This window comes from Streptococcus sp. NCTC 11567, assembly GCF_902141215.1.
GTDB lineage: Bacteria > Bacillota > Bacilli > Lactobacillales > Streptococcaceae > Streptococcus > Streptococcus dysgalactiae.
In genome coordinates, this window is record NZ_LR595857.1 from 1337017 (window position 1) to 1360840 (window position 23824).

Consider the following 23824-nt stretch of genomic DNA (forward strand, 5'->3'; position numbering starts at 1 on the left):
TAAATATATTTGATAAGGGCGGCTTTTCCCTTACTAAATACCTAACAAAACCACGCGCCTTGCCTTTGCTTGAGTTTTGTTAATCCCTTAGCCGTGTACATTGGTTTGGTCCTCTGTACATGGCTTTTTTTGTACCTTAATAATCTTTTGCCAGCCATTCCATGACTGCTGCATAAATTCGCTTTGGTGCTTTATAGTTACCAGCTACTATTTTAGGAACTGTGCGACTAGCTACGCCAATTTCTTTAGCAAATTCATGCTGCTTTAGCTGCTTATCAGCAATCTTGCGGCGAATAGCTTTAGCTTGAGTTTCTGTAATAAGCATATTTCCCTCCTAGCTTTTTATTTATATTCTCTTTTTGAGAACAAATTTATTTTATATTCTCTTTTTAAGAATATCAATCTTTTTTGTTCTTTTTTTGAGAATTTTTTATTGTGTCATTCTAGATTTATGCTATACTTATCTTGAAAATACTTTATTCCCTTCAAGGAGGAACTATGGTTAATACGATAAATAGACTGAATGAATTACGTAAAAGAGACGGAATTTCACTAAAAAAACTCAGTGATGAGTTAAAAAATCGGTACGAAATAATAGTATCAAGTAGCCAACTTATGTATTATGAGAAAGGAGAGCGCCAGCCAAGAAACGGAGAAATTTGGGAAAAACTCGCTGAATATTTTAACGTTCCACTATCATACCTATTGGCTTACGATAAAGTTGTCGATACTATGAAGGAAGAACTTCCAAACATACAAAAAGCGGTTAATACACAGTATGATAGCTACTACAATATGTATAAACAAGCTGATAAACAAGTTGATGAATTAGTAAATAAGTTGATAAAACAACTAGACCCCGATAAATATTCAACCGAAGAAATACTTTCGCTTATTCAGCCTCTAATTACACAAGTAACCATCTTACAAGAAACAATAAAAATCCTACTGAAACTAAAAGATAGACAAGCTGAAGGGGAAATCATTAAGAATAAAATAGAAAACTTCAAAACAAAGAACTAAACTAACAAATCCTCATGTATAAATACCTAACAAAACCACGCGCCTTGCCTGCTGATGGAAAGAAAGGTACAAATACATGAATATCAAAGATAAAATCAAACAGAACGGTCAAAAAGTTTACTATGCTAGTGTTTATCTAGGTGTTGACCAACTAACGGGCAAGAAAGCCCGTACAACTGTTACAGCATCCACTAAAAAAGGCTGTAAAACCAAAGCGCGTGAGGCTATCAATGCTTTTATAGCTAACGGATGTACAGTTAAAGACAAGCCAACCATAACTACTTATAAAGAGCTTGCAAGTAGTTGGTGGGATAGTTATAAGAACTCTGTTAAACCAAACACGCGCCAATCTATGGAGGGGCTTGTTAGAGTTCATTTATTGCCTGTATTTGGCGATTATAAGCTATCTAAACTCACTACGCCTATTATCCAACAACAAGTAAACAAGTGGGCGGACAAAGCTAATACTGGGCAAAAGGGAGCGTTTGCTAACTACTCCTTACTCCATAACATGAATAAGCGTATTTTAAAGTATGGTGTTTCTATGCAAGTGATTACATATAACCCAGCTAATGATGTTATAGTGCCACGAAAGCAGCAAAAAGAAAAAACTGCTGTAAAATACCTAGACAACAAAGAGTTAAAACAGTTTCTTGATTATCTCGATACACTCGACCAATCAAACTATGAAAACTTGTTTGATGTTGTTCTATACAAGACTTTATTAGCTACTGGTTGCCGTATCGGTGAGGCTCTAGTCCTTGAATGGTCTGATATTAACCTAGACAATGGTATTATCAGCATCAATAAGACACTCAACCGATACCAAGAAATAAACTCGCCTAAATCAAGTGCTGGTTATCGTGATATACCAATAGACAATGCCACGTTACTTATGCTCAAGCACTACAAAAACCGCCAACAAGTGCAATCATGGCAATTAGGGCGGTCTGAAACAGTCGTATTCTCTGTATTTACAGAAAAGTATGCCTATGCTTGTAATTTAAGACAACGCCTAAATAAGCATTTTAAGGCTGCTGGCGTGACTAATGTATCATTCCATGGTTTCCGTCATACACATACTACTATGATGCTCTACGCTCAAGCTAGCCCCAAAGATGTGCAATACAGACTAGGACACTCTAATTTGATGATGACCGAGAATGTTTATTGGCACACTAACCAAGAAAACGCAAAAAAAGCTGTCTCAAATTATGAAACAGCAATCAATAGTTTATAAGGGTTTCCCCATCTTGGGTTACCCTCTTACTATACCCAATTTTACTAGGGGTAGTACATAGGGTAGTAAATTCTAAAAAAAGCACCTTGGGATGCTGCCCCAAAGTGCTTAATATCAAGGCTTTTAAGCCCTTAACCCCATAAAGAGATTATTTTTTTAAGTTATAGAATGATTTGATTCCTTTGTATTGAGCAACTTCACCAAGTTGATCTTCGATACGAAGCAATTGGTTGTATTTAGCAATACGGTCTGTACGTGACAATGAACCTGTTTTGATTTGGCCAGCGTTTGTTGCAACTGCGATGTCAGCGATTGTTGAATCTTCAGTTTCACCTGAACGGTGTGATACAACGGCAGTGTAACCAGCTTCTTTAGCCATTTCGATAGCTTCAAAAGTTTCAGTCAAAGTACCGATTTGGTTAACTTTGATAAGGATTGAGTTAGCTGCATTTTCTTTGATACCACGAGCAAGGTATTCAGTATTTGTAACGAAGAAGTCGTCACCAACCAATTGAACACGTCCGCCTAGGCGTTCAGTAAGAGCTTTCCAACCATCCCAGTCGTTTTCGTCCATACCATCTTCGATAGTAATAATTGGGTATTTGTTAACCAACTCTTCAAGGTAGTCGATTTGTTCTGCAGATGTACGAACAGCAGCGCCTTCACCTTCAAATTTAGTGTAGTCGTAAACGCCACGCTCTTTGTCGTAGAATTCTGATGATGCACAGTCGAAACCGATCATAATGCCGTTTTCACCAGCTTCGTAACCAGCTGCTTCAATAGCTTTAAGGATAGTTTCTACACCGTCTTCAGTTCCTTCAAATTTAGGAGCAAATCCACCTTCGTCACCTACAGCTGTAACAAGTCCGCGTTCTTTAAGGATTTTCTTAAGAGCGTGGAAAACTTCAGCACCCCAACGAAGACCTTCTTTGAAAGTAGGTGCACCAACTGGCATGATCATGAACTCTTGGAATGCAATTGGAGCATCTGAGTGTGATCCACCGTTGATGATGTTCATCATAGGAGTTGGAAGAACTTTAGTGTTGAATCCACCAAGGTAAGTGTAAAGTGGCACTTCAAGGTAGTCAGCAGCAGCACGAGCAACAGCGATAGAAACACCAAGAATAGCGTTAGCACCAAGTTTACCTTTGTTAGGAGTACCGTCAAGTGCGATCATTGCACGGTCGATAGCTTGTTGATCGCGAACATCGTAACCGATGATTGCTTCAGCGATAATGTTGTTAACGTTATCAACAGCTTTTTGAGTACCAAGACCAAGGTAACGAGATTTGTCACCATCACGAAGTTCAACGGCTTCATGTTCACCAGTTGAAGCTCCTGAAGGAACCATACCACGTCCGAATGCACCTGATTCTGTGTAAACTTCTACTTCAAGTGTTGGGTTACCGCGTGAGTCAAGGACTTCGCGAGCGTAAACATCAGTAATAATTGACATTATAATACTCTCCTTATGAGTTTAAATATTTTACATGTTAATAATACCACAAACTAGGCCTTTAATCAACTTAAAAAGCAATTTCGTGAAAACCTTACCTTGTTTTCAATTTATCATTCATAAACTTTCGTTGATTTACAGAAAACTTCCACAGTTGATTGAATTGGTATTTTTGGAGATAAATCGGTATAATAAAGAGACTAGAGAGAAAAGCGAGGAAAGTTATGGAGCGGTTAGACGATAAACTATTACAAGGCGCCCTAGGAGAAAAACGACTCAACCCTGACGAACAACGTCATTACTTAGGAACTTATGCTGAGCGAGTCGTTTTAAGCTTACCTTTGGAAAATGCCCAAGATAATCGGGTAAAAGATTACTTAGAAAGCGAATTACCAAATCTTGCTCTAATATACCAGCCCCTTACCTTAAAGATTTCTTCACTGTTAGCACCTAACTACCAGATGCTTTACATGAAACTAGCCAAACAATATGAGCTAGCAGCAACTATCGTAACCGAAAAACACATGACCTCGCCTTTTGCTTTTGTTCTTCACACAGATCACGTGGTAAACCTAGCTGAAACACGCCTAGAAGTTATTTTGACACAAACTGAAGACAGTAATACCATCAATCAACCGGCTGACAAACCTAAAACCTTTTGGCAAAAATTATTTCACTAAACTGACAAGACAAGCATATCTGTTTATTATGCTTGTCTTTTTCGTGGAGAGACAGGATAGGAGTCAAGACAGTCTAATACTAACCCTAAATCTGGCTGATCAATATGATCATCAGCAACTTCTTTAAGAACTGGTTTAGCACAGTAGGCTATCCCAAGACCAGCCTGCTGCACCATTAAAAGATCGTTAGCCCCATCCCCAACAGCTATGGTTTGTGACAACCTTAAACCATTCTCATCAGCCCATCTTTTGAGGCAATCGACCTTTGTCTGTTGAGTTACCACTTTTCCTATGACACTTCCTGTTAAACGCCCACAATTTATTTCTAAGTGGTTAGCTTTAACATAATCAATCTCAAGAGTAGCCGCCAAGTCATCAATAATCTCATGAAAACCTCCCGACACTAGACCAATTTTATAACCTCTTTTCTTCATCTCCGTAATAAGCTTTTTAGCCCCTTTATGCAAATGAAGAGATTGCGAAACCTTTTCAAAGACACTTGTAGGTAAACCAGCTAAAAGAGAGACTCGCTGAACTAAAGCTGTTTTAAAATCTAATTGACATGCCATGGCTGCTGCTGTTATGGCTACAATTTCCTCTTCTTGCCCTGCTTCTTTTCCAAGAAGATTAATCACTTCTTCTTGAATGAGTGTCCCATCGACATCCAATAACAATAACCCTGTCACAGTTTTCATATTGTTCCCCTTCTATTATCACAACCAATAAGCACTTTAATAACGATTTTTTCGCCTAAATCGCTTCTTTTCATTAGCAACTAAAACCAATAGCTAGCAAAAAAGCCGTGATAAATCACAGGCTTTTAGGTATTAAAAACGGATACGCTCACGCGTCTTTTCATAGGAGTTAACAAAACGGTCTGTCACTCCAGGCTCTACTGTTTCAAGTGCATAAGATATTTCATCAAATGATGCTTGATAATCATTGTCTACTTCAAACAATCTCAAGGCGTGCTCAAAACTATTTTGAACACCAGCTTCAAAGGAACGGTAACGGTTAGAGTATTGTAATAATTGTTCTGTCAAAGTCGCATTTTGAACGACTTGGTAAGTTAATTCTTCTAAGTTTGCAATAGCCACCGTAGCAACCTCAGATAAGCGTGAAACTGCTTCAATATTGATGCGGCCCCTGCTAAGTTCATCCATTAAAGCTTCTAATTGAGAACTAGTAGTGAAGAAAGCACTAAGGAAATCTTGAGGGATTCCAGGTAAGTTACGCTTCTCCATGTAACGTTTGATCATGTGAAGTTGAGTCACATAAATTTCAAGATTTTGACGGGCATGCGATTCAATTTTTTCAATATCTTTGACAGCTTCAAAAACATCCATTTGACCAGATTCAACCGACGCTAATGTTTTGATGCTGCGTTCAAAAATAAGTTGTAGTTCTGAGAATGGTTTTTCTTGTGTACCAAACTGCTCTGCAATTTCAAGAGTGTTTTCCTCAACGTCATTAATATCCTTCTCAAAAGCTTTAACATTGAACCCTTCATTTTCACTCAAAATGTATTTTCGAGATAGACGAGAAATTTCAGTTTTAAGTTGTTCGTTATTGCGTTTAGCATGAGCCAAGTATCGTGGTAATATTTTGCTATTTTTAGCGGCTACCTTATAAGCCGCGATTTCACGTTCAAATAACTCATATAAAGAATCGATTCGCTCTTGAATATGAGTGTTTTCTTCTCTAGCACGATCTAAATCCAAAGTCACCAATTCTGAAGAGTTGGCACGAATAGACTCGCGAATTTCTTGAAAACGAGCTTCAATATTTTTCTCTGGGAAATGGTAATTTTCTTCAAGTAAGCGACGATAACCAGATTCCAAATCATCTAGTTGATCTGGGAAATCATCTTCTAATTTAGCCACAATGGCTGGAATTTGCTCAGTGATTTGTCCCAATGCAATCGTATGCTCTTCAGCTCGATCGAGTACTTCAGCCGCTTCAACAGGATCTCCAGAAGAATTGAGAGCAACGAATTGTGAAAATTCAGTTTCAATATTCTTCATCTGTTTGTCGATTTCAGCCATAGTAGAACCGAAGTTGTCTTCATTTTCAGAGATAGATGCTTGTAATTTTTCATACAAATCAAGGGCATGTGTGACCCGTGCACTATTTTTCTCTTCTTGCTCTTTTAAGATACCAAGCGCTTCACGAATAGAGGTAATATCTTCTTCAACAAGGTTAAGCTGACTTTCAACACTACTAATTTCATGTTTGGCACGAATAAAGTTAAACGTGTCATTCAAATTCTCAGCTTCAAAGATATGATTTTCAATATCTGCAAAAGAGTTGAGGGTTAAATCCGTCCACTTTTGGTTCCATTCACGAAAAGACGTTTGACTTTGTCCAATCAAATGCAATGATTTCACTTCTTCAATCTCATCATTAACAGGCAGGGCAAACAAGGCCTGTTTTCGTTCTTCTAGACTGGTAATTAGTGAATCATTACGTTTTCGTATAATGACACCTACTAGATAGGCGATAATCACTAGTAGGACTATAGCCACAATCAGCAAGATAATTCCGCTTGACATCTGAATCTCCTTATTATTAGATGCGATTTGTCAACGTGTGTCTCAGCAAAAATCGAGACTCCTTAATCGCCTTTTATTAAAATTTTATCAAAAATACACTATAACGTTACGATTATAACATACTTTCAAGTGCATTTCAAAACATATTTGACTAATTCAACAATCTCCTACAAGCGACTCACATGGCTTTCTTAGTAGAGACTAGCATAGGTGTCGAAGCCTGGCCTCAACACCTATTCATTAACACTATTCCTAGAGATAGCGACATGCTAAATCAGCACCCTATCGGCACAGGTTTTAGTCAGTTCGTCCTCTTTGGTAACAAATCCTTATACGGCTAACAAGGTCATTAAATATCCAAAGTACTGTAAACCGCATTTTCCTCGATAAATTCACGTCTTGGCTCAACACGGTCTCCCATGAGCATGTCAAATACTTTGTCTGCTTCTGCTGCATCATCAACAGTAACACGTGCCATCAAACGATTCTCAGGATCCATTGTCGTTTCCCAGAGTTGGTGATCGTCCATTTCTCCCAGACCTTTATAACGCTGGACAGTTGGTTTTGAACGGCCGACACTGTATTTTTCAAGAGCTGTTTTTAATTGTTCTTCCTGTTCAATACCAGGTTGAATGTATTCTTTGATCTCACTACCAACTTTCACCCCATAAATAGGTGGTTGAGCAATGTAAACATAACCTGCTTCTAAAACCGGTCTCATAAAGCGATAAATGAGTGTTAGTAATAAAGTTCTAATATGGGCACCATCGACATCCGCATCAGTCATAATCACCAACTTTTGGTAACGAGCTTTTGACACATCAAAATCTGCACCAAAACCCGTTCCCATAGCAGTAAAGAGACTTCGAATTTCTTCGTTGGCCAAAATTTTATCCATAGTTGCCTTTTCCACGTTTAAGATTTTACCTCGAATAGGCAAAATGGCCTGAAACTCTCTGTTACGACCTGATTTAGCTGATCCCCCTGCTGAATCTCCTTCGACGATGAAAAGTTCGTTTTGGCTGGCATCATTTGAAGAGCAATCGGCCAATTTACCAGGCAAGTTGGAAATTTCCAAACCGGATTTTTTTCGAGTCACTTCACGAGCTCGCTTAGCTGCAATTCTAGCCTTAGAGGCTAAAATGCCTTTTTCCACAATTTTACGAGCAACTTGTGGATTTTCTAAAAGAAAACGTTGAAAGGCTTCACTAAAGAGACGGTTAGTGATTTTAACAACCTCTGAATTGCCAAGTTTTGTCTTGGTCTGTCCCTCAAATTGTGGATTTGGATGTTTGACAGAAATGACTGCTGTTAAGCCTTCGCGGACATCTTCACCTGTCAAATTATCATCATTTTCTTTAAGGATTTTATTTTTCTTAGCGTAATCGTTAATGACCCGAGTAAGAGCTGTTCGAAATCCTTGTTCGTGAGTTCCACCCTCGTGGGTATGGATATTGTTGGCAAAACTCATGACCACCTCATGGTAACTAGTGGTGTATTGCATCGCAACTTCTACGGCAATCCCTTCTAACTCACCATCAGTATAAATAGGAGTGTCAAAAATAACCTCTTTTTTATCATTTAAAAACTCAACATAAGAGCCTATACCACCTTCGTAGTGAAAATGCTCTTCTTGTTCCATACCTGAGCGTTTATCTGTAATAGAAATTTTTAAACCACGGTTCAAAAAGGCTAATTCTTGAATACGTTTTGCTAAAACCTTGTAATCAAATTCAGTCGTTTCGGTAAAAATTTCTGGATCTGGTGTAAAGTGTACCGTTGTCCCAGTCACATCAGTGGTTCCAATGACCTCAAGATCTGCTACGACAGCTCCGCGTTTAAATTCTTGGTAATGTATCTGACCATTTTTATAAACACGAACATCTAATTGTGTCGATAAGGCATTCACAACAGAGGAACCAACACCATGTAGTCCTCCAGAAACCTTATAGCCTCCACCGCCGAATTTCCCTCCGGCATGTAAAACGGTAAAGACAGTTTCAACGGCTGGACGACCTGTTTTAGCTTGGATATCGACGGGGATACCACGCCCATTATCAACGACTGTGATTGAATTATCTGCCTCGATAAACACCTGGATGTGAGTAGCAAATCCGGCTAATGCCTCGTCAATAGAATTGTCGACGATTTCCCATACTAAGTGGTGCAAGCCCTCTTTAGCTGTAGATCCGATATACATTCCGGGACGCATCCTTACCGCTTCAAGGCCTTCTAAGACCTGAATCTGACTGGCATCATATTCTTGTGCTTTCTCTTCAACTTGTTTGTTTTCTTCAATCATCTAAGTTACTATCTCCAATAGGTTTTTTCTACCATCAACAAGCAAGGTATCAAAACCTGCTGCCTGTCCCGCTTGCCTATCAAGGTCACGATCCCCGATAACCAAGCCACTCTCAATGTTATATTTTGCTTTTAAATAAAGTAAACTCTCAGGATTAGGCTTACGAGCGAAACCATTCGAAGCTGTTACCACTTCGGTAAAATATTCCGAGAGTCCAGCTTGTTTTAACAGCTGGTTAACTTGCTGATCACGATGAGACACTAAAAAATTACGTGATCCCGACGCCACAATTTGAGCCAAAATTTCCCTAGCTCCCAGACACCAAATCGGTTGAGTCAGCTTTGCCGCTTCATTTTGCTTGTACTCTTGCAAAAATTGAGGTTGGTATGGAGCAAAGGTCGCAACCGCAATGGCTGTAGATTCCTTCAATTTTTGGTAAACTGCATCATGTTCACCTGGAAGGTTAAAAAAGGCTAGCGTCTGAACAAAGGCCTGGGTCGAAATTTCGTAATTATCGAGTAAGGTACCACCCAAATCCCATATATAATCGTGATAATCCATGCCTTTCATTATATCACAAATTCACTTAATTTTACAGTGATTTCCGTAAATAAAAAGGGACTAGTAACAACTTGCCTCACAAGCACTAGGTCCCTTATTTTCTAATGATAGCGTAGGCGTCTCTTTAAGTTTTTTTCGCTTTCTTTGTCACGCGCTAGCACCTGTTGATAATTCATCGATAAAATCAGACCGACCCCAATCAAGTTGGAAATTAAGGCTGAGCCCCCTTGTGAAATAAAGGGCAGAGGAATTCCCGTAAGGGGTAGAATACCAATCGCTGCTCCAATATTTTCAAAAATATGAAACAAAATCATCATGATAAAGCCTGTTGAAATATAAGTGTAAAAGAGGTTATTAAACTCAAAAGTGACTTTTAACATTCTATAAATCAAGAGCAGGTAAAGCATTAATAACAGAGCTGAACCCATAAAACCAAAATTTTCAGCAATAACAGTGAAGATCATATCACTTTCTCTAACAGGAACGGGCAATTCTAAAACATTAAACCCTTTTCCAAACAGTCCCCCACTGCCGATTGCAATCATACTTTGTGTTTGCTGATAAGCGATAGTTTCTGAAAAAGCAAAAGGATCTAACCACGCTGAAATACGATTCAATTGGTAAGTATCCATTCCCAGTTTTAAAAGCAACTCTTTGCCTTCAGGGAATAAAAAGATAAGGAAAAAGGCCACAAGAAATCCCACTACGACAAAAATTAAAGGAATGATTAACCACCAGGAAATCCCAGACATGAGGACCATTCCCGCCAAAATGGCAAGAAAAACCATAGCAGTCCCTAAATCTTTTTGCAAAGCAAGTAAGAGTAGCACAGGAAACGTTATAATGACATAAAACCCCAATAGAATCCAATCGTCTTTGAAGTGGATACGCTCTTTTTTTCCTTTAAACCAGACTGTTGCTCTTGCCATCAATAAGATATAAGCGATTTTCATAAACTCAGAGGGCTGAAACAAGGTCACCGATCCAATCGTAATCCAGTTTTTAGCTCCTGTTGCCGCTACCAACTGAGGGCTAAAGAAAATTAAGGGCAAAATCATTAAACCGAGTCCCAGAAGGTACAACCAGGGCGTCAATTTCCATAGAGTGGCTGTAGTGAAAAACATCAGGATAAAGGCTAAGGCTGCTCCAATAGCAATCCATAGCACCTGCTGTCCCATAACGGCTATCACATGCTGTGGAAAATCATAACTTGTCGCCACATAAATAGAAACCAATCCTAACACTAGTAAACAACAAACAGGAAAAACAATGGCATAGTCAATACGACGTTCAATAGATTTCCTTTGAGACAAGAGGCAACCTCCTTTTTAAGTGACCATAGTGGTAAAATACGGTTGTTGAAGTTCATTTAGCCAAAAATGAAAAAGAGCCCCAATCTAAGGGCAAACCAGCCTATCATCAACACCTTTTCTCTAGGAAAAGCTATCCTAGACTGTTCAACAACAGATTGCTCATGTTCATGATGACTAACAAAATGGTTCAGGCGGCCAGTTCAAAGCTCTGAACCCGATATGACCCCTGCCGGAATCGAACCAGCAACTACTCCTTAGGAGGGAGTTGTTATATCCATTGAACTAAGGGGTCTACTGGATATCTGTAGTATCTATTGTAACCTAGAAAAAGAGGGAATGCAAGTTCAAATCTCAGTCAAGAGGTCTCATTTTCATGATGACTAACAAGATGGTTCAGGGAGTCAGTTCAAAGTTCTGAACCCGATATGACCCCTGCCGGAATCGAACCAGCAACTACTGTTTTCGGTGTTTCTATTGTCTTCTTTCTAGACATAATGGATCATCTACTTAACCTGTTTTGCCAAACTCACATGACTTCTACCTCTCCAATAAACGCTATAAAACAAGAAAAAAAGACTAGAACACTCTAGCCTTTTGTCATTCCATCGCCTCTTATTCGGATTAACGACGAATTTCTTTGATACGAGCAGCTTTACCTTGTAATGCACGCAAGTAGTAAAGTTTCGCACGACGGACTTTACCGTGGCGGATAACTTCGATTTTGTCAACACGTGGTGTGTGGATTGGGAATGTACGCTCTACCCCGATACCACCTGAGATTTTACGAACAGTGTACATTTCTGAGATCCCTTGACCTTTACGTGAAATAACAACACCTTCAAAAATCTGGATACGTTCGCGAGTTCCTTCGACAACTTTTGCGTGAACGCGAACAGTGTCACCAGGACGGAAGTTAGGGATATCAGAGCGAAGTTGACCTTCTGTCAAACTTTGGATTAATGGATTCATTTTTATTCTCCTATCTTACTAATCTTAAGTACTTGTCTTAGCGGATTAGCCGTAATTTTCGTGTGTCCATTACACACAAATTTTATTCTAACAAAAAGCTTCTTTATTGTAAAGCTATTTTTTTAAATCCACCTGATTTACTGTCATGTCTTCCAAATTAGTCATTGCCACTTTTTGATAACTGTAAATGGAATGTCTGTGACTGACCATATAGGCTGCTGCTGCTGTCACAAAATAAGCCAAGGCATTATCCGGTCCAAAGACCTCTATCCCAATAAAAATAGGGGCCCAAAACGTATTAGTGGCACTTCCAAATACCGTGGCGTAACCAAGTGCAGCAACTAACAGTACAGGAAGACCTAAGTAAGGGGCCAAAACGAGGCCTAAAGAAGCTCCAATAGCAAATAGAGGTGTCACTTCACCACCTTGAAAACCTGCGGACAAGCTGATAACCGTCACAATCATTTTTAAAAGCCAGTCGTAAGTTAGGATAGTTTGACCAGAAAAAGCTGCCGCAATCAAATTGGTTCCTAGACCACTATATCTTCCGACGTGACCAATCATCAGACAGATAGATAACAAAGCACCGATAAAAGCAATCCGGAAATAAGGATTTGGTAGCTTTTGACTGAGGTAAGGTTTAAACCAGCCAAGTAAATAGGCAAAACTATTTCCCACCAGACCAAAAATAAGGCCTAACCCAATTAATTTAACCAATGTTAAGGGAGTTATGGTCAATGTTTCTTCAAGAACAATCGTAAATTTCTCTAATCCCAAGGCATGGGAAGTCCAAGAAGCCACGTAAGCAGCAACTAAGGAAGGCAATAAAGCGGAATAACGAAGCGTTCCTACTAATAAAACCTCGAGGGCAAATACGACAGCAGCAATTGGCGTTTGAAAAAGCCCTGCAAAACCGGCTGCCATCCCCATAATCAAAAGATGTCGTGCGGCTTCTTGACTAGTCACAAATCTCCGACAATAATGAGAGATGGTAGCTCCTATTTGAACGGCTACCCCTTCTCTACCCGCACTCGCTCCAAATAAGTGGGTTACCCAAGTTGAGAACAAAATAAGAGGAATGAGAATAGGAGGAATCTGATTTTTTTGACCATGCCCTACCTGAAAAACCAATCCCATCCCTTGACGAACCTCTTTGCCTAACTTATCGTAAAGAAAAACGATAACAAGGCCTGCTAGGGAAAGAAAAGGAAGAAGCAAGAAAAGGTGTTGGTCGCGATATTCGGAAAGAAACAAAAGCCCTTTGCCAAAAATAACATCAACCACTCCAACCACGACCCCTATGGGAAGCGCCAAGCCTACTAGTCCTAACACTTCTTTCAAGGAAGGTTTAGGCAGTGTTGCAATTGATTTAATCATTAGTCTCACCACCTGTTAAGTGTTGCGTTTGATACTGTCGTGAAAGAGACATAATGGTTTTGAATGTCTCATGGATAACTGGTTTAAATGCTTGGTCTTTAACAAGACGAGAAACCCTATCTAGGATTTGATTTTCCCTCGCCTGATCTAAGACAGGCAATTGATTAGCTAGTTTATAAGCTGTTACTTGCTCCACAAGTGCCATCCGCTTTTCTAATAAGGCAACCAAGTGTTGATCAATACCATTGATTTCTTGTCGTATCTCTTCTAAACGCATAACTTTCCTTTTCTAGATGTATTAGATTATCTTTTTATTATAGTTAATAAGAGGATCAGAAGCAAGGTGAAGCTGATTGTTTTTTTCAATTCCTACCCTGAAGTGACATTCCCTTTATTTTAGGTTAAAAAGCTAAAAATGCCAAGGAAGCCCCTGACATTTTTACTAAATAGTTTTATAGATTATTAACAGCCTGTGAGAGTTGCTCTGCAAAGGCCTCTAAACGGTCGATGTCTTCATCTTCTGCTGCCAAGTCTACTTTGACAGGCTCTGCACCTTTGGTTGCGCCAGTAAGGGCAAATTGCTCTGAAAAGTCATCGACAGACTTGCAGAAATAATCATAGAATGTATCACCAGAGCCGACCACGCCATAGATTTTACCTTCTAAATCTAAATCTTGTAGGTCTTCGTAAAAATCAACAATTTCATCTGGTAAATCACCATCACCATAAGTATAAGTCGCAACGATTGCTATATCAGCATCCTCAAATTCTGAAGCGTCAACTGTTGTGCACTCGTCAATGTCAACATCATGGCCCAACTCTTGCAATTTATTTGCAACGATATCAGCGATTTCTTCAGTATTTCCTGTCATGCTGGCATAAACGATTTTTGCTAATGCCATAAATTCCTCCCAAAATTACTAAACTATTTTTATTTTAGCACACTTTTTAGGGAAAAGCACTAATTCTTTAAAGATAAGGCTGATATGATTGTTCAAGACGATTCAGAAGCTCTGCTTTTTCGATTGGACTGGCAAAACTAGCCTTGATAGCATCTTGATTGTGCAACAGAAAATCTGCTGCGCCTGTTTGGAAATGTTGGGCAAAGAGTTGGTATTCTTTGATTAAATTGGTATCAGAAACCGTGCGATTGTCTGTATTAATCGTTACCTTAGCTCCTGCTGCTTTCATTTCTAAATAAGGAAAATCCGCTATCGACCTCGCAGCTTTCGTCTGGAGGTTGCTAGTCAGGCAGAGTTCTGCAGTCACCTCATTTTCAATAAACTTAGACAGTAACTCTTTTTGATGATGAATAGCTGAGACATGACCTAAGCGCTTGATTCCTAAATCAATAGCATCTGAAATATAGTTAGGACAGCCACATTCTCCAGCATGCAAGGTAAAAGGAAGACCCCGTTCTTTGGTTTGCTTAATTATTCTTTCTAATACAGTTGGCGGGAAGTCAAGTTCATTACCTGCAAAATCAAAACCGACTAGGCCTTTTGGCGCCAAAGAAACCACCTGGTCAAAAATAGTTTGACTCACTGCTTGAGACGATTGACGAAGCCCACACACAATAGCCTTGCCCACAATACCAAAGTCTTCTTGACCTTTTTGAATACCTGCTAACACAGCTTCTACAACATCCACAGCTGTTAGTCCTTGATCCATCGACAATTCTGGTGCAAAACGAATCTCAATATAAATCACTTGGTCAGCTGCCGCTTGCTTCATTACGTCATAAGCAGCTAATTCCAAGGCCTCTTGCGTCTGTAAAAGAGGTCTTATAACATCAAATGTTTTAAGGTAATCCATCAATGATTCGCAGGTTTCTGGAGCTGTAACCAAGGTCTTTAAGCTAGCGTCGTCTTCGGGTAAGGTTACATTCGCTAAGGCTGCTAATTGACGAATGACCTCTAAGGAGAGGGAACCATCAAGGTGGCAATGCAATTCTGTTTTAGCTATTGTGTTAAAGTCTATCGTTTCCAAAGCAGGTCTCCTTGTAAAGATTTTTTTAATATCATACCAAAACTAAAGGAAAAAGCAAGCAATTTTTGTCACATTTTCGGGTGTAATGTCTGTATTTTATAAACTTTAGAAAGGCTGAAAAATTTATTTTCATAAAAATCAAACAAAACCCGAACTTTATCTTCAAAAAGATAACTTGTAGCAAATTTTTGTGCTTTATTTGGGCTTCTGCTATGATGACAATAAGAAAAAGCGAACAGGAGGTTTTTAAATGACAAGCTATCATATTCCCGAGATTTGGGAAAATAAAGGGCGCATGTCAGGACTCAATGCTGACACTGCAGGAAGTCGGTTTGAGGAAATTTTACCTAAAGGGAAGAAGCCTTACCAACTCTACTCCCTTGGAACACCAAATGGCATTAAAGCTACTATTATGTTTGAAGAGTTAAAAGGATTAGGTGTTTCAGGAGTTGACTACGACTTGTTTCGTATCGATATCTCTAAAGGAGAACAATTTGGCAGTGACTTTGTAAGTATCAACCCAAATGCTAAAATCCCTGCTCTGCTCGACTTATCAGGAGAAGAGCCCATTCGTGTCTTTGAATCGGCACATATTTTACTTTATCTTGCTGATAAACACCATCAACTGATCCCTCAAGCACCCAAAGAGCGTGCTGAAGTCCTCAATTGGTTATTTTGGCAGACTGGTGCTGCCCCCTTTTTGGGCGGTGGCTTTGGTCATTTTTTCCATTACGCCAAGGAAAAATTAGAATACCCTATTGACCGCTTTGCTATGGAAGCTAAACGCCAACTTGATTTATTAGATAGAGAATTATCCCAAAAACCTTACATTGCTGGTGATCACTATACCATTGCCGATATTGCCATCTGGTCATGGTATGGGCAATTAGTCCAAGACAAGCTTTGGAACAGGGCTGGGCAATTTCTTCAAGTGAATCATTACAAGCATATACAGGCTTGGAGCCACACTATCGCCAAACGTCCTGCTGTCAATCGAGGACTAGCTGCAGACTACCAAGCTATATCTTAACTGTTTTCTTGACTGCTTTTGGCAATTTTAAAAGAAGATTGTGCTATAATATGAGACAAAGAAGACAACAATGGAGGAAGTAAGATGATGTGGACCCTAAAACCTTTTGACCAATTATCTACAGAAGAGCTTTTTGCGATTTATAAGGAGCGTGTTGCTGTCTTTATTGTAGAACAGGCCTGTCCTTACCCTGAAGTGGATGAGCTCGATAAAGAAGCCCTACACCTCTTTACTAAAGATGAGCTTGGTATCACGGCTTACTGTCGCTTAATCCCCACAAAAGACCAGCTGAAACTAGGAAGAGTTTTAGTGGCTAGTCGCGTTCGAAAAATTGGTCTTGGTCGTGACTTGGTCGCCAAAGCCTTAGAGGTAGCTGAGAATCAGTTTCCAGATTTACCTGTTTATGCTCAGGCACAGGCTTACTTAGAACAATTTTATGCCTCATTTGGTTTTAAACCAATCTCTGAAATTTATTTAGAAGATGACATTCCCCACCTTGATATGCTGAAAGATTAAAAAACATGACAACAACTTTTGAAACTATTCTAGAAACCATTAAAGCTTACCAGACGATTATTATCCATCGTCATCAAAATCCCGATCCTGATGCTCTAGGGAGCCAGGCAGGCTTAAAAGAAATCATTAAACAAAATTACCCAGATAAAAAGGTCTTGATGACCGGTTTTGACGAACCCAGTCTCACTTGGATAAGTCAAATGGATCAGGTGGATGATGAGGATTACAAGGAAGCCTTGGTCATCGTCACTGATACTGCTAATCGACCAAGAATTGATGATGACCGTTACCTCAATGGCAACTGTTTGATGAAAATTGATCATCACCCAAATGAAGATATCTATGGTGATGTCTATTATGTGGACACAACTGCTTCCAGTGCTAGTGAAATCATTGCAGACTTTGCCTTTAGTCAAAACCTGATGATTTCTGACAAGGCGGCTAGTCTCTTATACACTGGTATTGTTGGGGATACTGGTCGTTTCCTCTATGCATCAACTACCAGTAAAACCCTCACCATTGCTAGCCAGCTTAGACATTTCCATTTTGATTTTGCAGCTATATCTACGCAAATGGATTCTTTCCCTTTTAAAATTGCAAAGCTACAAGGTTATGTTTTTGATCATCTCACAATTGATGAGAGCGGCGCTGCTTATGTCCTTCTCAGTCAAGACACCCTTAAAACCTTTGACGTGTCCTTAGCTGAAAGCTCTGCCATTGTCTCAGCTCCAGGTAAAATTGATATCGTTAAGGCCTGGGCTATTTTCGTTGAACAAGCTGATGGTAGCTACCGCGTTCGCATGCGCAGTAAAGAAAAAGTTATCAACGGTATCGCAAAGCGCCATGACGGTGGGGGCCATCCTCTTGCAAGTGGAGCCAATTCAGCTAGTTTAGAAGAAAATCAAACGATTTATCAAGAGTTGATTGCTGTTTGTCAGGGAAATTAGTTTTTCTGTGAAATAATCAGAGAAAAGGCTTGTCAAGTCTTTCAACTTCTGTTAAACTAGAATGGTTAATAACTATGATGCAGAACGTGTCATGGCAGAAAGGAATTTTTTTAAGATGAGAAAAGACATTCATCCAGATTATCGTCCAGTTGTTTTCCTTGATACAACTACAGGTTACCAGTTCCTTAGCGGCTCAACAAAAGCTTCTAAAGAAACTGTTGAGTTTGAAGGTGAAACTTACCCACTTATCCGTGTGGAAATTTCATCAGATTCACACCCATTCTACACAGGACGTCAAAAGTTCACTCAAGCAGATGGACGCGTGGACCGCTTCAACAAAAAATACGGTCTCAAAGACGCAAACGCAGCAAAATAAGCAAGACAATACGAAAACCCTTCCTGTTTCAGGAGGGGTTTTCTTTTATGTCAATAGCATCATCGAGGCTATTGCTTCTAGTCAAAGCACCTAAACTTTGCTTCCTTTTCTGCAGCTTCTTTTATAAAAGAGTAGGGAGTTTTGTCGCATAGATAAGATTTGGCTCAACTCAATAAGCTGTCTGATGACTCAAAATACTTTGAAAGAGGGTTACTCGTCGTCATCATCTGGAAATTGCTTAAGTAGAGCCTTAACATCATGAATATTCTCACTTGCAAATGCTTTAAGGTCAACCGTTTCTCCGAGGAGATTAGCATTGATGAAACCGATAACCATAGGCATATTCATACCAGCATACAATTCGAATTGATAGCCCTCCATCAAGAGACGACTAAGAACATTACAGGGTGTTCCTCCCATTAAGTCTGCAAAGACAACAACTTCTTCTATTCCTTCGATGCTTGTTAAGAATTTTTGACGAAAGTCCTCAATTCCTTCTGAAGCCAGTAAAGGAACTGTTATAATACCTTCCTGAGCTCCCATAATCATTTCTGTACTGGCTTTTAAGGCCTCGCAAAAAGGACCGTGACTGACTAATACTAACTGTTTTCCCATTAGCTCATCCCCATGATAAAATGACCAAAGGCTGAGCAAGCAATAGCAATCACAATGATAACTAAGATAGCTTTCGTTGATGTCATGCCCTTACGCCCAAGCAACCAATAAACAAAACCAGTAAAAGCTGCTGGGACCAGACGAGGGAAAATCATGTTAAGCAAATTTTGCACATCCAGCCCTGCCCCCATAGGGATGTTGAGACTAACTTCAAAATTAATCATGCTAGCAATGAGTGCTCCGACCATAAAGACGCCCATGACAGAAGCAGCATCAACAATAGCTGTTAAATGGTTGCGCATAGTAGTAACCAACTTGGTTCCTTGTAGGTAAGCAATTTCTAATTGTTTCCAACGGAAAATATTAATGAGCCAGGCCACAGCTATCCAAAGAAAGAGGCCTAAGGGATTATTTTCTTTAGCCAAACCAGCTGCTAGCGATCCCATAATCGTTGGCACAAGGGAAGCGAAAAGAGAATCTCCAATCGGAGCAAATGGTCCCATAAGACCTGTCTTGACCCCATTGACCGCATCTTTTGAAGCTAAACCTTCATTTTCTTCAAGCGCCAAATCAATCCCTGTAATAATAGTGTGGAAGAAATTTGATGTATTGAAGAATTGGGTATGGGTCTTCATCATCTCTTTTAATTCAGGTGTACCATCTCCATACATTTTGCGCAGTTGTGGCAAGATAATATAAAGGTAACTAGAACCTTGCATCCGTTCGTAATTCCAGCCCCATTGGAAAGTAAAGAGGCTACGCTTATTGATCTGCTTAAAATCTTCTTTGGTTAAGGTATACTTAGATTTCATCATCTTCAATTTCCCCACTTTCTGACACTTCTGCCTTTGGCTCAACAAGAGTTACCTGTTGACTATTTTTATAATGAAGGGTTGCTAGAGCTCCACCAATAATCGCAATCCCAATCATTGGTAAACTTTTAAAAGGTGCCCCATTAAAGACTGTTGTCTTCAAACCTGCTTCTTTAATTACATCGGTCAATGTTCCTGACACGGTTTGTAAGTTTGTATAAATCACAGTTAACATAGCAGTGAGACCAAAGCCAAGGGCGAGGTAGTGAAGATTACGTTTAACTGGTAAGTAATGAAGTAAGATAGCAAAACCAAGCCCTGGTAGCATCATACCAGCTAATTTAAGCCCATCAGCCAACCATTTGACACTGTCAACCCAATCCACCAAGGTTTGAACAGCACCAGCTCCAAAGGCAAGAGCAATAAAGACAGGAAGGGCACGAGATAAAGCCCAAGGCAAGGCTCCCATTAAGTAATTTCGTTCAATCCCCTTATAGTTAAAGTTTTCCACGTGACGGTCAATGCGGTGAGCAAAGAAGGTTGTTGAAAAACGTCCAAGAATATCAGTGTAAACCATCAGAGCTGCTACGGGAACAGCAATTGTTGAAACGGCTAACTCCGCATTAATGCCCTGTGCCACTGAGAAAGCAGTTGCTAAGACCGCACCTGACGTTGCATCAATCCGGGAAGCACCTCCAAAAGTACCTACACCAAGGACCATTAATTGTAAGCTACCACCAATAAGAAGACCTGTTTTCAAATCTCCCATGATAAGACCTGCTATAAAGCCCGCAAATACAGGAGAACCCGCTGAGGTATTAATGGTCAGTTCGTCCAAAATTTGGTAAGCCGAATACAAGGTTAGAAGTAAAATTTGCCACCATTGAATCATAATGATTTCCTCCAAAAAAGTAATGTCTTAAGGTGTACAGAATTATCTCACTTTATCCAATAAAGGTATAAAGTCTGCGGGAGTATCTCCTGGAACCATTTGAGCAATAAGGTGTGTTCCTTTAGCCTGAATAGCATCAAAGTCTTGGATATCTTCATCCACCACATTGATGGAACGGGTTACCGAACGGGTTTCAGGCGTTTGAGACATGTTGCCCACATTCAGTTCTGTAAGAGTCACCCCTTTGTTCATAAGGCCTAGAAAAGTTTTAGGGCGTTTAGCCACAATCAATAAACGTTGGGAATCATAACGGCCTGCCAAGATATTGGTGGCTGCTTTGTCAATCGTTAGAACAGATAATTTTATGCCTGCTGGAGTCGCTAACTTCAGAGCTGTTTTTTCTAAATCACTATTAACAATATCCTCATCTACAACCATGATACGACTAATGTTTAACTTAGTTGTCCATAGATTTGCGACTTGGCCATGAATTAACCGACCATCAATACGTGTTGCTACAATTGTCATCCTTCTTCTCCTTTTATAGTTTGATAAATGGGGGTCTTGGTTAAATGAAGGGTCTCACTATATTGCCCTTCGGTTTCAAAAATCACCAAACGATTCTTTCCTTTCTGTAACAATCCTTTTGGTAAATAGAGGGACAAGATAGGGCCTTTTTGCCAAAATCTACCCAAATTAAAGCCGTTGATTAGAGCAATCCCTTTACCAAATTGACTTAAGTCAATATAAGTATCAGTTGGCACTTGGCAGTCAAAATCATAGGCATAAAAACTCGGGAGCCCCTCAATCCAACCCTGTGAAAAATCCAGCCAGGACAGTTCTTGAAAATCTAAAGGAATCTGTTCCCACTGCCCTATAAAATGTAAATCACTCATTACGCCACGCCCCAGCCCCTTGTGTTGACTAGGAGCAGTCAACTTATGACCATAGCTGACTCGTCCCATGTTTTCAACTAAAATGGTTAGTTGAGACCTCTGCTTTGAAAGAGTCATCAAAATATCCTTTCCAATGTCCTCTTGATACTGGGTTTGGATTCGCCTATCATCTAAGAATACCTGAACACGATCTCTAGCATCAATGATTCGCAACCTTTCTTGATCACCGTACTTGGAAAGCCTACTACGATACAACATATATCCCAAAGAATGGTTTAAGGCTTCCATAGATTGCGGGTAAAAACTAAAAGTGATACCGCTTACATTTTTGAGCGTCGTCATCAAACTTACTTTTTGTGTAAGAGGGATAGGACCGATAGCCATGCTCGGGCTGACTAGCGGTTCTGCAAATGCTAAATCTGGGTAAGTAGCTTTTAAGGCTTTCTGCAAAAGACTGTATTTGAGGGTAGGATTTCCTGCTTCATCCAGCAGGGCATCGTAATCGTAAGAGGTCACTTGCGGGAGGTCCTTTTGCAGTCTGGCTGATGAGCCATTCATGAACCCAAAATTGGTACCGCCACAGAACATATAAAGGTTGATACTTCCTTGTTCAATCATATCCATGATAGTAGCTACGGTTTCTTGAGGATCCCGTCGAATAATCGCCTCTCCCCACCGATTAAACCAACCCAGCCAAAATTCCATGCACATCATGGGCCATTCTTTGCCATGTTTAGACATAAATGCCCTAAGGCTGGCCACATTTTGAGAAACCTTAGAACCGAAGTTTCCTGTTACTAAAAGATTATCTTCAATTAAGCTTCCTGCCTCCAAGGCACTTTCCCAAGCCCCATCAGAGGTAAAAAGCGGTGCTTCAATGCCTCGCGCTAGCATCATGTCTTTCAAAGCACGAAGATACTCCTTGTCCTCTCCATAAGAGCCATATTCATTTTCTACTTGGAACATGAGGATATTACCCCCGCGGTCCAGTTGACGTTTGGCTAATTTGGGGAGAAGCACATCATAGTAAGCTGCGACATGGTCTAAATAGACCTTATCTCGTGAACGAACTCTACATGGCTCTTCTAGTAACCAAGCAGGTAAACCACCAAATTCCCATTCAGCACAAATATAAGGAGAGGGTCTCACAATGGCATACAAGCCAAGATTCTGAGCCAAATCGAGAAAGGCTTCTAAGTCTGCAAGACCTTCAAAGCAGAAATGTCCTTTTTGTGGCTCATGCAAGTTCCAAGGCACATAAGTCTCAACCGTATTAAACCCCAGAGCTTTTAGGTTATACAAGACACGGTACCAACTGTCTGGGATAATTCTAAAATAATGAACCGCTCCAGATAAGATTTTAAAGGGTTTCCCATCAAGGTAAAACACCTCTTTGATTTGAAATCGTTCCACTTTTCCTCCTTTTAAGTTAAGCGTAGGCTAGAGGGGATCTCATGCAAGGGAAGCATGCTATCTTCTGGCTTTTTTGTTATAATAGCTAATAATAACTTGTAAAGATGAGATGCTATATCAATGAAACGCCCTAAATATCAATTAATTAAAGAAGAATTACAAGACCAGATTTTATCAGACCATTACCATGTTGGTGACAAATTTTTCACCGAGGCAGAGCTAATTAATCGCTTCAACGTTAGCTCCATTACCATTATTCGAGCTTTAAAAGAGTTAGAAAAAGAAGGGTTTATTAACCGTAAACAAGGGATTGGCAGTTTTATTGCCAGAACACGCAAAGAAAAGCTGGTGCAGTTCGCCTACCTTGACACCCTAAAAAATCAATCTGAATTAGTTCGCGTCATCAGTCTCACCAAAGGAAATGACCCTGCCTATTTAAAACGTCTGGAACTACATAAGACTGAATATTATTATGTCCTTACAAGAGAACGAACTCTCAATGGCAGGCCCTACCTTTACCAGTTGTCTTACATTCCTCATGATTATTTATTATCAGAGGATCGTGACTTGAGTACCTATCAATCGCTTTATAAACGCTTCTTTCTTGATTTCACCATTCAAATGGCTAATCAGACATTTAGACAAGAAACCTGCTTGACCACCCAAATGCCACAAGCTGTTAAAGACTTTCTGCAGCTAACAGACAGTGCTCCTTGCGTGCTTCAAACCAAAATCACTCGATCTAAAAGTAATCAACGCGTTCTAGAATACGCCCAAGTTTACAAACACTGGGAATTCTTCTCGTATGAACTGTCTTCCAGTGATTATCAATAAGCTTCTTGCAATACCTACTGCCATATCGCCT

Annotated in this window: 25 protein-coding genes and 1 tRNA gene; 8 read left to right on the plus strand and 18 right to left on the minus strand. The window is 39.8% G+C overall.

Going from position 1 to position 23824, the window contains the following annotated elements; all coding sequences use genetic code 11:
- Positions 1 to 136: 136 nt before the first annotated feature.
- Positions 137 to 325: a hypothetical protein gene (locus FQT67_RS06745; protein WP_046177300.1), complete on the minus strand. Its 189-nt coding sequence runs from the start codon at positions 323 to 325 to the stop codon at positions 137 to 139.
- A 173-nt stretch (positions 326 to 498) separates the two neighbouring features.
- Here FQT67_RS06745 and FQT67_RS06750 point away from each other — a divergent pair, with 173 nt between their 5' ends.
- Entirely contained in the window at positions 499 to 1023 is a 525-nt protein-coding gene (locus FQT67_RS06750) for a helix-turn-helix transcriptional regulator (RefSeq protein WP_053042317.1), read from the plus strand.
- A 76-nt stretch (positions 1024 to 1099) separates the two neighbouring features.
- Positions 1100 to 2263 (plus strand): site-specific integrase, encoded by a 1164-nt coding sequence (locus FQT67_RS06755; protein ID WP_115256955.1) that lies wholly within the window; start codon positions 1100 to 1102, stop codon positions 2261 to 2263.
- A 148-nt stretch (positions 2264 to 2411) separates the two neighbouring features.
- Here the strand turns inward: FQT67_RS06755 and eno are convergent, their stop codons facing one another.
- Positions 2412 to 3719, minus strand: coding sequence for a surface-displayed alpha-enolase (gene eno, locus FQT67_RS06760; RefSeq protein ID WP_003050115.1), 1308 nt, complete (start codon positions 3717 to 3719; stop codon positions 2412 to 2414).
- 224 nt (positions 3720 to 3943) lie between these two features.
- Here eno and FQT67_RS06765 point away from each other — a divergent pair, with 224 nt between their 5' ends.
- Positions 3944 to 4399 carry a DUF1694 domain-containing protein gene (locus FQT67_RS06765; RefSeq protein WP_012766765.1) on the plus strand — a complete coding sequence of 152 codons (456 nt, stop codon included), beginning with the start codon at positions 3944 to 3946 and terminating at the stop codon, positions 4397 to 4399.
- 26 nt (positions 4400 to 4425) lie between these two features.
- Here FQT67_RS06765 and serB read toward each other — a convergent pair whose 3' ends face one another.
- The 11 genes from serB to add all read right to left on the minus strand — a co-directional run bounded on the left by serB (position 4426) and on the right by add (position 15462).
- Positions 4426 to 5094 carry a phosphoserine phosphatase SerB gene (gene serB / locus FQT67_RS06770; protein WP_012766764.1) on the minus strand — a complete coding sequence of 223 codons (669 nt, stop codon included), beginning with the start codon at positions 5092 to 5094 and terminating at the stop codon, positions 4426 to 4428.
- Between the two features lie 132 nt (positions 5095 to 5226).
- Entirely contained in the window at positions 5227 to 6951 is a 1725-nt protein-coding gene (ezrA, locus tag FQT67_RS06775; protein ID WP_003054074.1) for a septation ring formation regulator EzrA, read from the minus strand.
- Between the two features lie 349 nt (positions 6952 to 7300).
- Positions 7301 to 9253 (minus strand): DNA topoisomerase (ATP-hydrolyzing) subunit B, encoded by a 1953-nt coding sequence (gene gyrB, locus FQT67_RS06780; protein WP_003061244.1) that lies wholly within the window; start codon positions 9251 to 9253, stop codon positions 7301 to 7303.
- Positions 9254 to 9814, minus strand: coding sequence for an HAD-IA family hydrolase (locus FQT67_RS06785; RefSeq protein WP_100206401.1), 561 nt, complete (start codon positions 9812 to 9814; stop codon positions 9254 to 9256).
- A 101-nt stretch (positions 9815 to 9915) separates the two neighbouring features.
- A complete protein-coding gene (locus FQT67_RS06790; protein ID WP_046159397.1) occupies positions 9916 to 11127 on the minus strand; it encodes an FtsW/RodA/SpoVE family cell cycle protein in 1212 nt (403 codons plus the stop codon).
- Between the two features lie 220 nt (positions 11128 to 11347).
- Positions 11348 to 11419 (minus strand) — tRNA-Arg (locus FQT67_RS06795).
- A 329-nt stretch (positions 11420 to 11748) separates the two neighbouring features.
- On the minus strand, positions 11749 to 12096 hold the full coding sequence (rplS, locus tag FQT67_RS06800; protein ID WP_002985298.1) for a 50S ribosomal protein L19: 348 nt from the start codon (positions 12094 to 12096) through the stop codon (positions 11749 to 11751).
- A gap of 114 nt (positions 12097 to 12210) precedes the next feature.
- Positions 12211 to 13473, minus strand: a complete 1263-nt coding sequence (locus tag FQT67_RS06805) for a voltage-gated chloride channel family protein (protein WP_003061692.1) — start codon at positions 13471 to 13473, stop codon at positions 12211 to 12213.
- Complete coding sequence (locus tag FQT67_RS06810; protein ID WP_003056806.1) at positions 13466 to 13750, minus strand: chorismate mutase; 285 nt, start codon at positions 13748 to 13750, stop codon at positions 13466 to 13468. Before FQT67_RS06810 ends, FQT67_RS06805 begins: the two co-directional genes overlap by 8 nt.
- 175 nt (positions 13751 to 13925) lie before the next feature.
- Positions 13926 to 14375, minus strand: coding sequence for a flavodoxin (locus tag FQT67_RS06815; RefSeq protein WP_003056802.1), 450 nt, complete (start codon positions 14373 to 14375; stop codon positions 13926 to 13928).
- A 67-nt stretch (positions 14376 to 14442) separates the two neighbouring features.
- Entirely contained in the window at positions 14443 to 15462 is a 1020-nt protein-coding gene (add, locus tag FQT67_RS06820) for an adenosine deaminase (protein ID WP_003056813.1), read from the minus strand.
- Between the two features lie 250 nt (positions 15463 to 15712).
- Here add and yghU point away from each other — a divergent pair, with 250 nt between their 5' ends.
- The 4 genes from yghU to FQT67_RS06840 all read left to right on the plus strand — a co-directional run bounded on the left by yghU (position 15713) and on the right by FQT67_RS06840 (position 18331).
- Positions 15713 to 16492, plus strand: a complete 780-nt coding sequence (gene yghU / locus FQT67_RS06825) for a glutathione-dependent disulfide-bond oxidoreductase (protein WP_012766760.1) — start codon at positions 15713 to 15715, stop codon at positions 16490 to 16492.
- Between the two features lie 87 nt (positions 16493 to 16579).
- The gene (locus FQT67_RS06830; RefSeq protein ID WP_041781637.1) at positions 16580 to 17008 is read left to right on the plus strand and encodes a GNAT family N-acetyltransferase; all 429 of its coding nucleotides are present in this window, start codon (positions 16580 to 16582) and stop codon (positions 17006 to 17008) included.
- Between the two features lie 5 nt (positions 17009 to 17013).
- Positions 17014 to 17955, plus strand: coding sequence for a bifunctional oligoribonuclease/PAP phosphatase NrnA (locus FQT67_RS06835; protein WP_046177299.1), 942 nt, complete (start codon positions 17014 to 17016; stop codon positions 17953 to 17955).
- A gap of 115 nt (positions 17956 to 18070) precedes the next feature.
- Complete coding sequence (locus FQT67_RS06840) at positions 18071 to 18331, plus strand: type B 50S ribosomal protein L31 (RefSeq protein ID WP_002985307.1); 261 nt, start codon at positions 18071 to 18073, stop codon at positions 18329 to 18331.
- Between the two features lie 210 nt (positions 18332 to 18541).
- Here the strand turns inward: FQT67_RS06840 and FQT67_RS06845 are convergent, their stop codons facing one another.
- From FQT67_RS06845 to FQT67_RS06865, 5 genes are read right to left on the minus strand one after another with little or no spacing between them, the layout of a single operon-like run.
- Positions 18542 to 18946 (minus strand): PTS fructose transporter subunit IIA, encoded by a 405-nt coding sequence (locus tag FQT67_RS06845; RefSeq protein ID WP_003059425.1) that lies wholly within the window; start codon positions 18944 to 18946, stop codon positions 18542 to 18544.
- The gene (locus FQT67_RS06850; protein ID WP_012766753.1) at positions 18946 to 19761 is read right to left on the minus strand and encodes a PTS system mannose/fructose/sorbose family transporter subunit IID; all 816 of its coding nucleotides are present in this window, start codon (positions 19759 to 19761) and stop codon (positions 18946 to 18948) included. Before FQT67_RS06850 ends, FQT67_RS06845 begins: the two co-directional genes overlap by 1 nt.
- Positions 19748 to 20650: a PTS mannose/fructose/sorbose/N-acetylgalactosamine transporter subunit IIC gene (locus FQT67_RS06855; RefSeq protein WP_003059426.1), complete on the minus strand. Its 903-nt coding sequence runs from the start codon at positions 20648 to 20650 to the stop codon at positions 19748 to 19750. The genes FQT67_RS06850 and FQT67_RS06855 overlap by 14 nt, the downstream gene beginning before the upstream one ends.
- Before the next feature lie 42 nt (positions 20651 to 20692).
- Positions 20693 to 21178 carry a PTS sugar transporter subunit IIB gene (locus FQT67_RS06860; RefSeq protein ID WP_003059439.1) on the minus strand — a complete coding sequence of 162 codons (486 nt, stop codon included), beginning with the start codon at positions 21176 to 21178 and terminating at the stop codon, positions 20693 to 20695.
- Positions 21175 to 22959 carry a beta-galactosidase family protein gene (locus FQT67_RS06865; protein ID WP_046177298.1) on the minus strand — a complete coding sequence of 595 codons (1785 nt, stop codon included), beginning with the start codon at positions 22957 to 22959 and terminating at the stop codon, positions 21175 to 21177. The genes FQT67_RS06860 and FQT67_RS06865 overlap by 4 nt, the downstream gene beginning before the upstream one ends.
- A 120-nt stretch (positions 22960 to 23079) precedes the next feature.
- Between FQT67_RS06865 and FQT67_RS06870 the strand changes: the two genes are divergently transcribed.
- Positions 23080 to 23793: a GntR family transcriptional regulator gene (locus FQT67_RS06870; RefSeq protein WP_003059428.1), complete on the plus strand. Its 714-nt coding sequence runs from the start codon at positions 23080 to 23082 to the stop codon at positions 23791 to 23793.
- Positions 23794 to 23824: the final 31 nt, after the last annotated feature.

Excerpts from the sequence above, each read along its gene's own strand:
- yghU (WP_012766760.1), top strand. The coding sequence starts at position 15,713 with ATGACAAGCTATCATATTCCCGAGATTTGGGAAAATAAAGGGCGCATG.
- FQT67_RS06810 (WP_003056806.1), bottom strand. The coding sequence starts at position 13,750 with ATGCGTTTAGAAGAGATACGACAAGAAATCAATGGTATTGATCAACAC.
- eno (WP_003050115.1), bottom strand. The coding sequence starts at position 3,719 with ATGTCAATTATTACTGATGTTTACGCTCGCGAAGTCCTTGACTCACGC.
- FQT67_RS06840 (WP_002985307.1), top strand. The coding sequence starts at position 18,071 with ATGAGAAAAGACATTCATCCAGATTATCGTCCAGTTGTTTTCCTTGAT.
- FQT67_RS06860 (WP_003059439.1), bottom strand. The coding sequence starts at position 21,178 with ATGACAATTGTAGCAACACGTATTGATGGTCGGTTAATTCATGGCCAA.
- FQT67_RS06850 (WP_012766753.1), bottom strand. The coding sequence starts at position 19,761 with ATGATGAAATCTAAGTATACCTTAACCAAAGAAGATTTTAAGCAGATC.
- FQT67_RS06755 (WP_115256955.1), top strand. The coding sequence starts at position 1,100 with ATGAATATCAAAGATAAAATCAAACAGAACGGTCAAAAAGTTTACTAT.
- rplS (WP_002985298.1), bottom strand. The coding sequence starts at position 12,096 with ATGAATCCATTAATCCAAAGTTTGACAGAAGGTCAACTTCGCTCTGAT.
- FQT67_RS06855 (WP_003059426.1), bottom strand. The coding sequence starts at position 20,650 with ATGATTCAATGGTGGCAAATTTTACTTCTAACCTTGTATTCGGCTTAC.
- gyrB (WP_003061244.1), bottom strand. The coding sequence starts at position 9,253 with ATGATTGAAGAAAACAAACAAGTTGAAGAGAAAGCACAAGAATATGAT.
- ezrA (WP_003054074.1), bottom strand. The coding sequence starts at position 6,951 with ATGTCAAGCGGAATTATCTTGCTGATTGTGGCTATAGTCCTACTAGTG.
- FQT67_RS06805 (WP_003061692.1), bottom strand. The coding sequence starts at position 13,473 with ATGATTAAATCAATTGCAACACTGCCTAAACCTTCCTTGAAAGAAGTG.
- FQT67_RS06745 (WP_046177300.1), bottom strand. The coding sequence starts at position 325 with ATGCTTATTACAGAAACTCAAGCTAAAGCTATTCGCCGCAAGATTGCT.
- FQT67_RS06835 (WP_046177299.1), top strand. The coding sequence starts at position 17,014 with ATGACAACAACTTTTGAAACTATTCTAGAAACCATTAAAGCTTACCAG.
- FQT67_RS06765 (WP_012766765.1), top strand. The coding sequence starts at position 3,944 with ATGGAGCGGTTAGACGATAAACTATTACAAGGCGCCCTAGGAGAAAAA.
- FQT67_RS06845 (WP_003059425.1), bottom strand. The coding sequence starts at position 18,946 with ATGGGAAAACAGTTAGTATTAGTCAGTCACGGTCCTTTTTGCGAGGCC.
- serB (WP_012766764.1), bottom strand. The coding sequence starts at position 5,094 with ATGAAAACTGTGACAGGGTTATTGTTATTGGATGTCGATGGGACACTC.
- FQT67_RS06815 (WP_003056802.1), bottom strand. The coding sequence starts at position 14,375 with ATGGCATTAGCAAAAATCGTTTATGCCAGCATGACAGGAAATACTGAA.
- FQT67_RS06830 (WP_041781637.1), top strand. The coding sequence starts at position 16,580 with ATGTGGACCCTAAAACCTTTTGACCAATTATCTACAGAAGAGCTTTTT.
- FQT67_RS06870 (WP_003059428.1), top strand. The coding sequence starts at position 23,080 with ATGAAACGCCCTAAATATCAATTAATTAAAGAAGAATTACAAGACCAG.
- FQT67_RS06750 (WP_053042317.1), top strand. The coding sequence starts at position 499 with ATGGTTAATACGATAAATAGACTGAATGAATTACGTAAAAGAGACGGA.
- FQT67_RS06785 (WP_100206401.1), bottom strand. The coding sequence starts at position 9,814 with ATGGATTATCACGATTATATATGGGATTTGGGTGGTACCTTACTCGAT.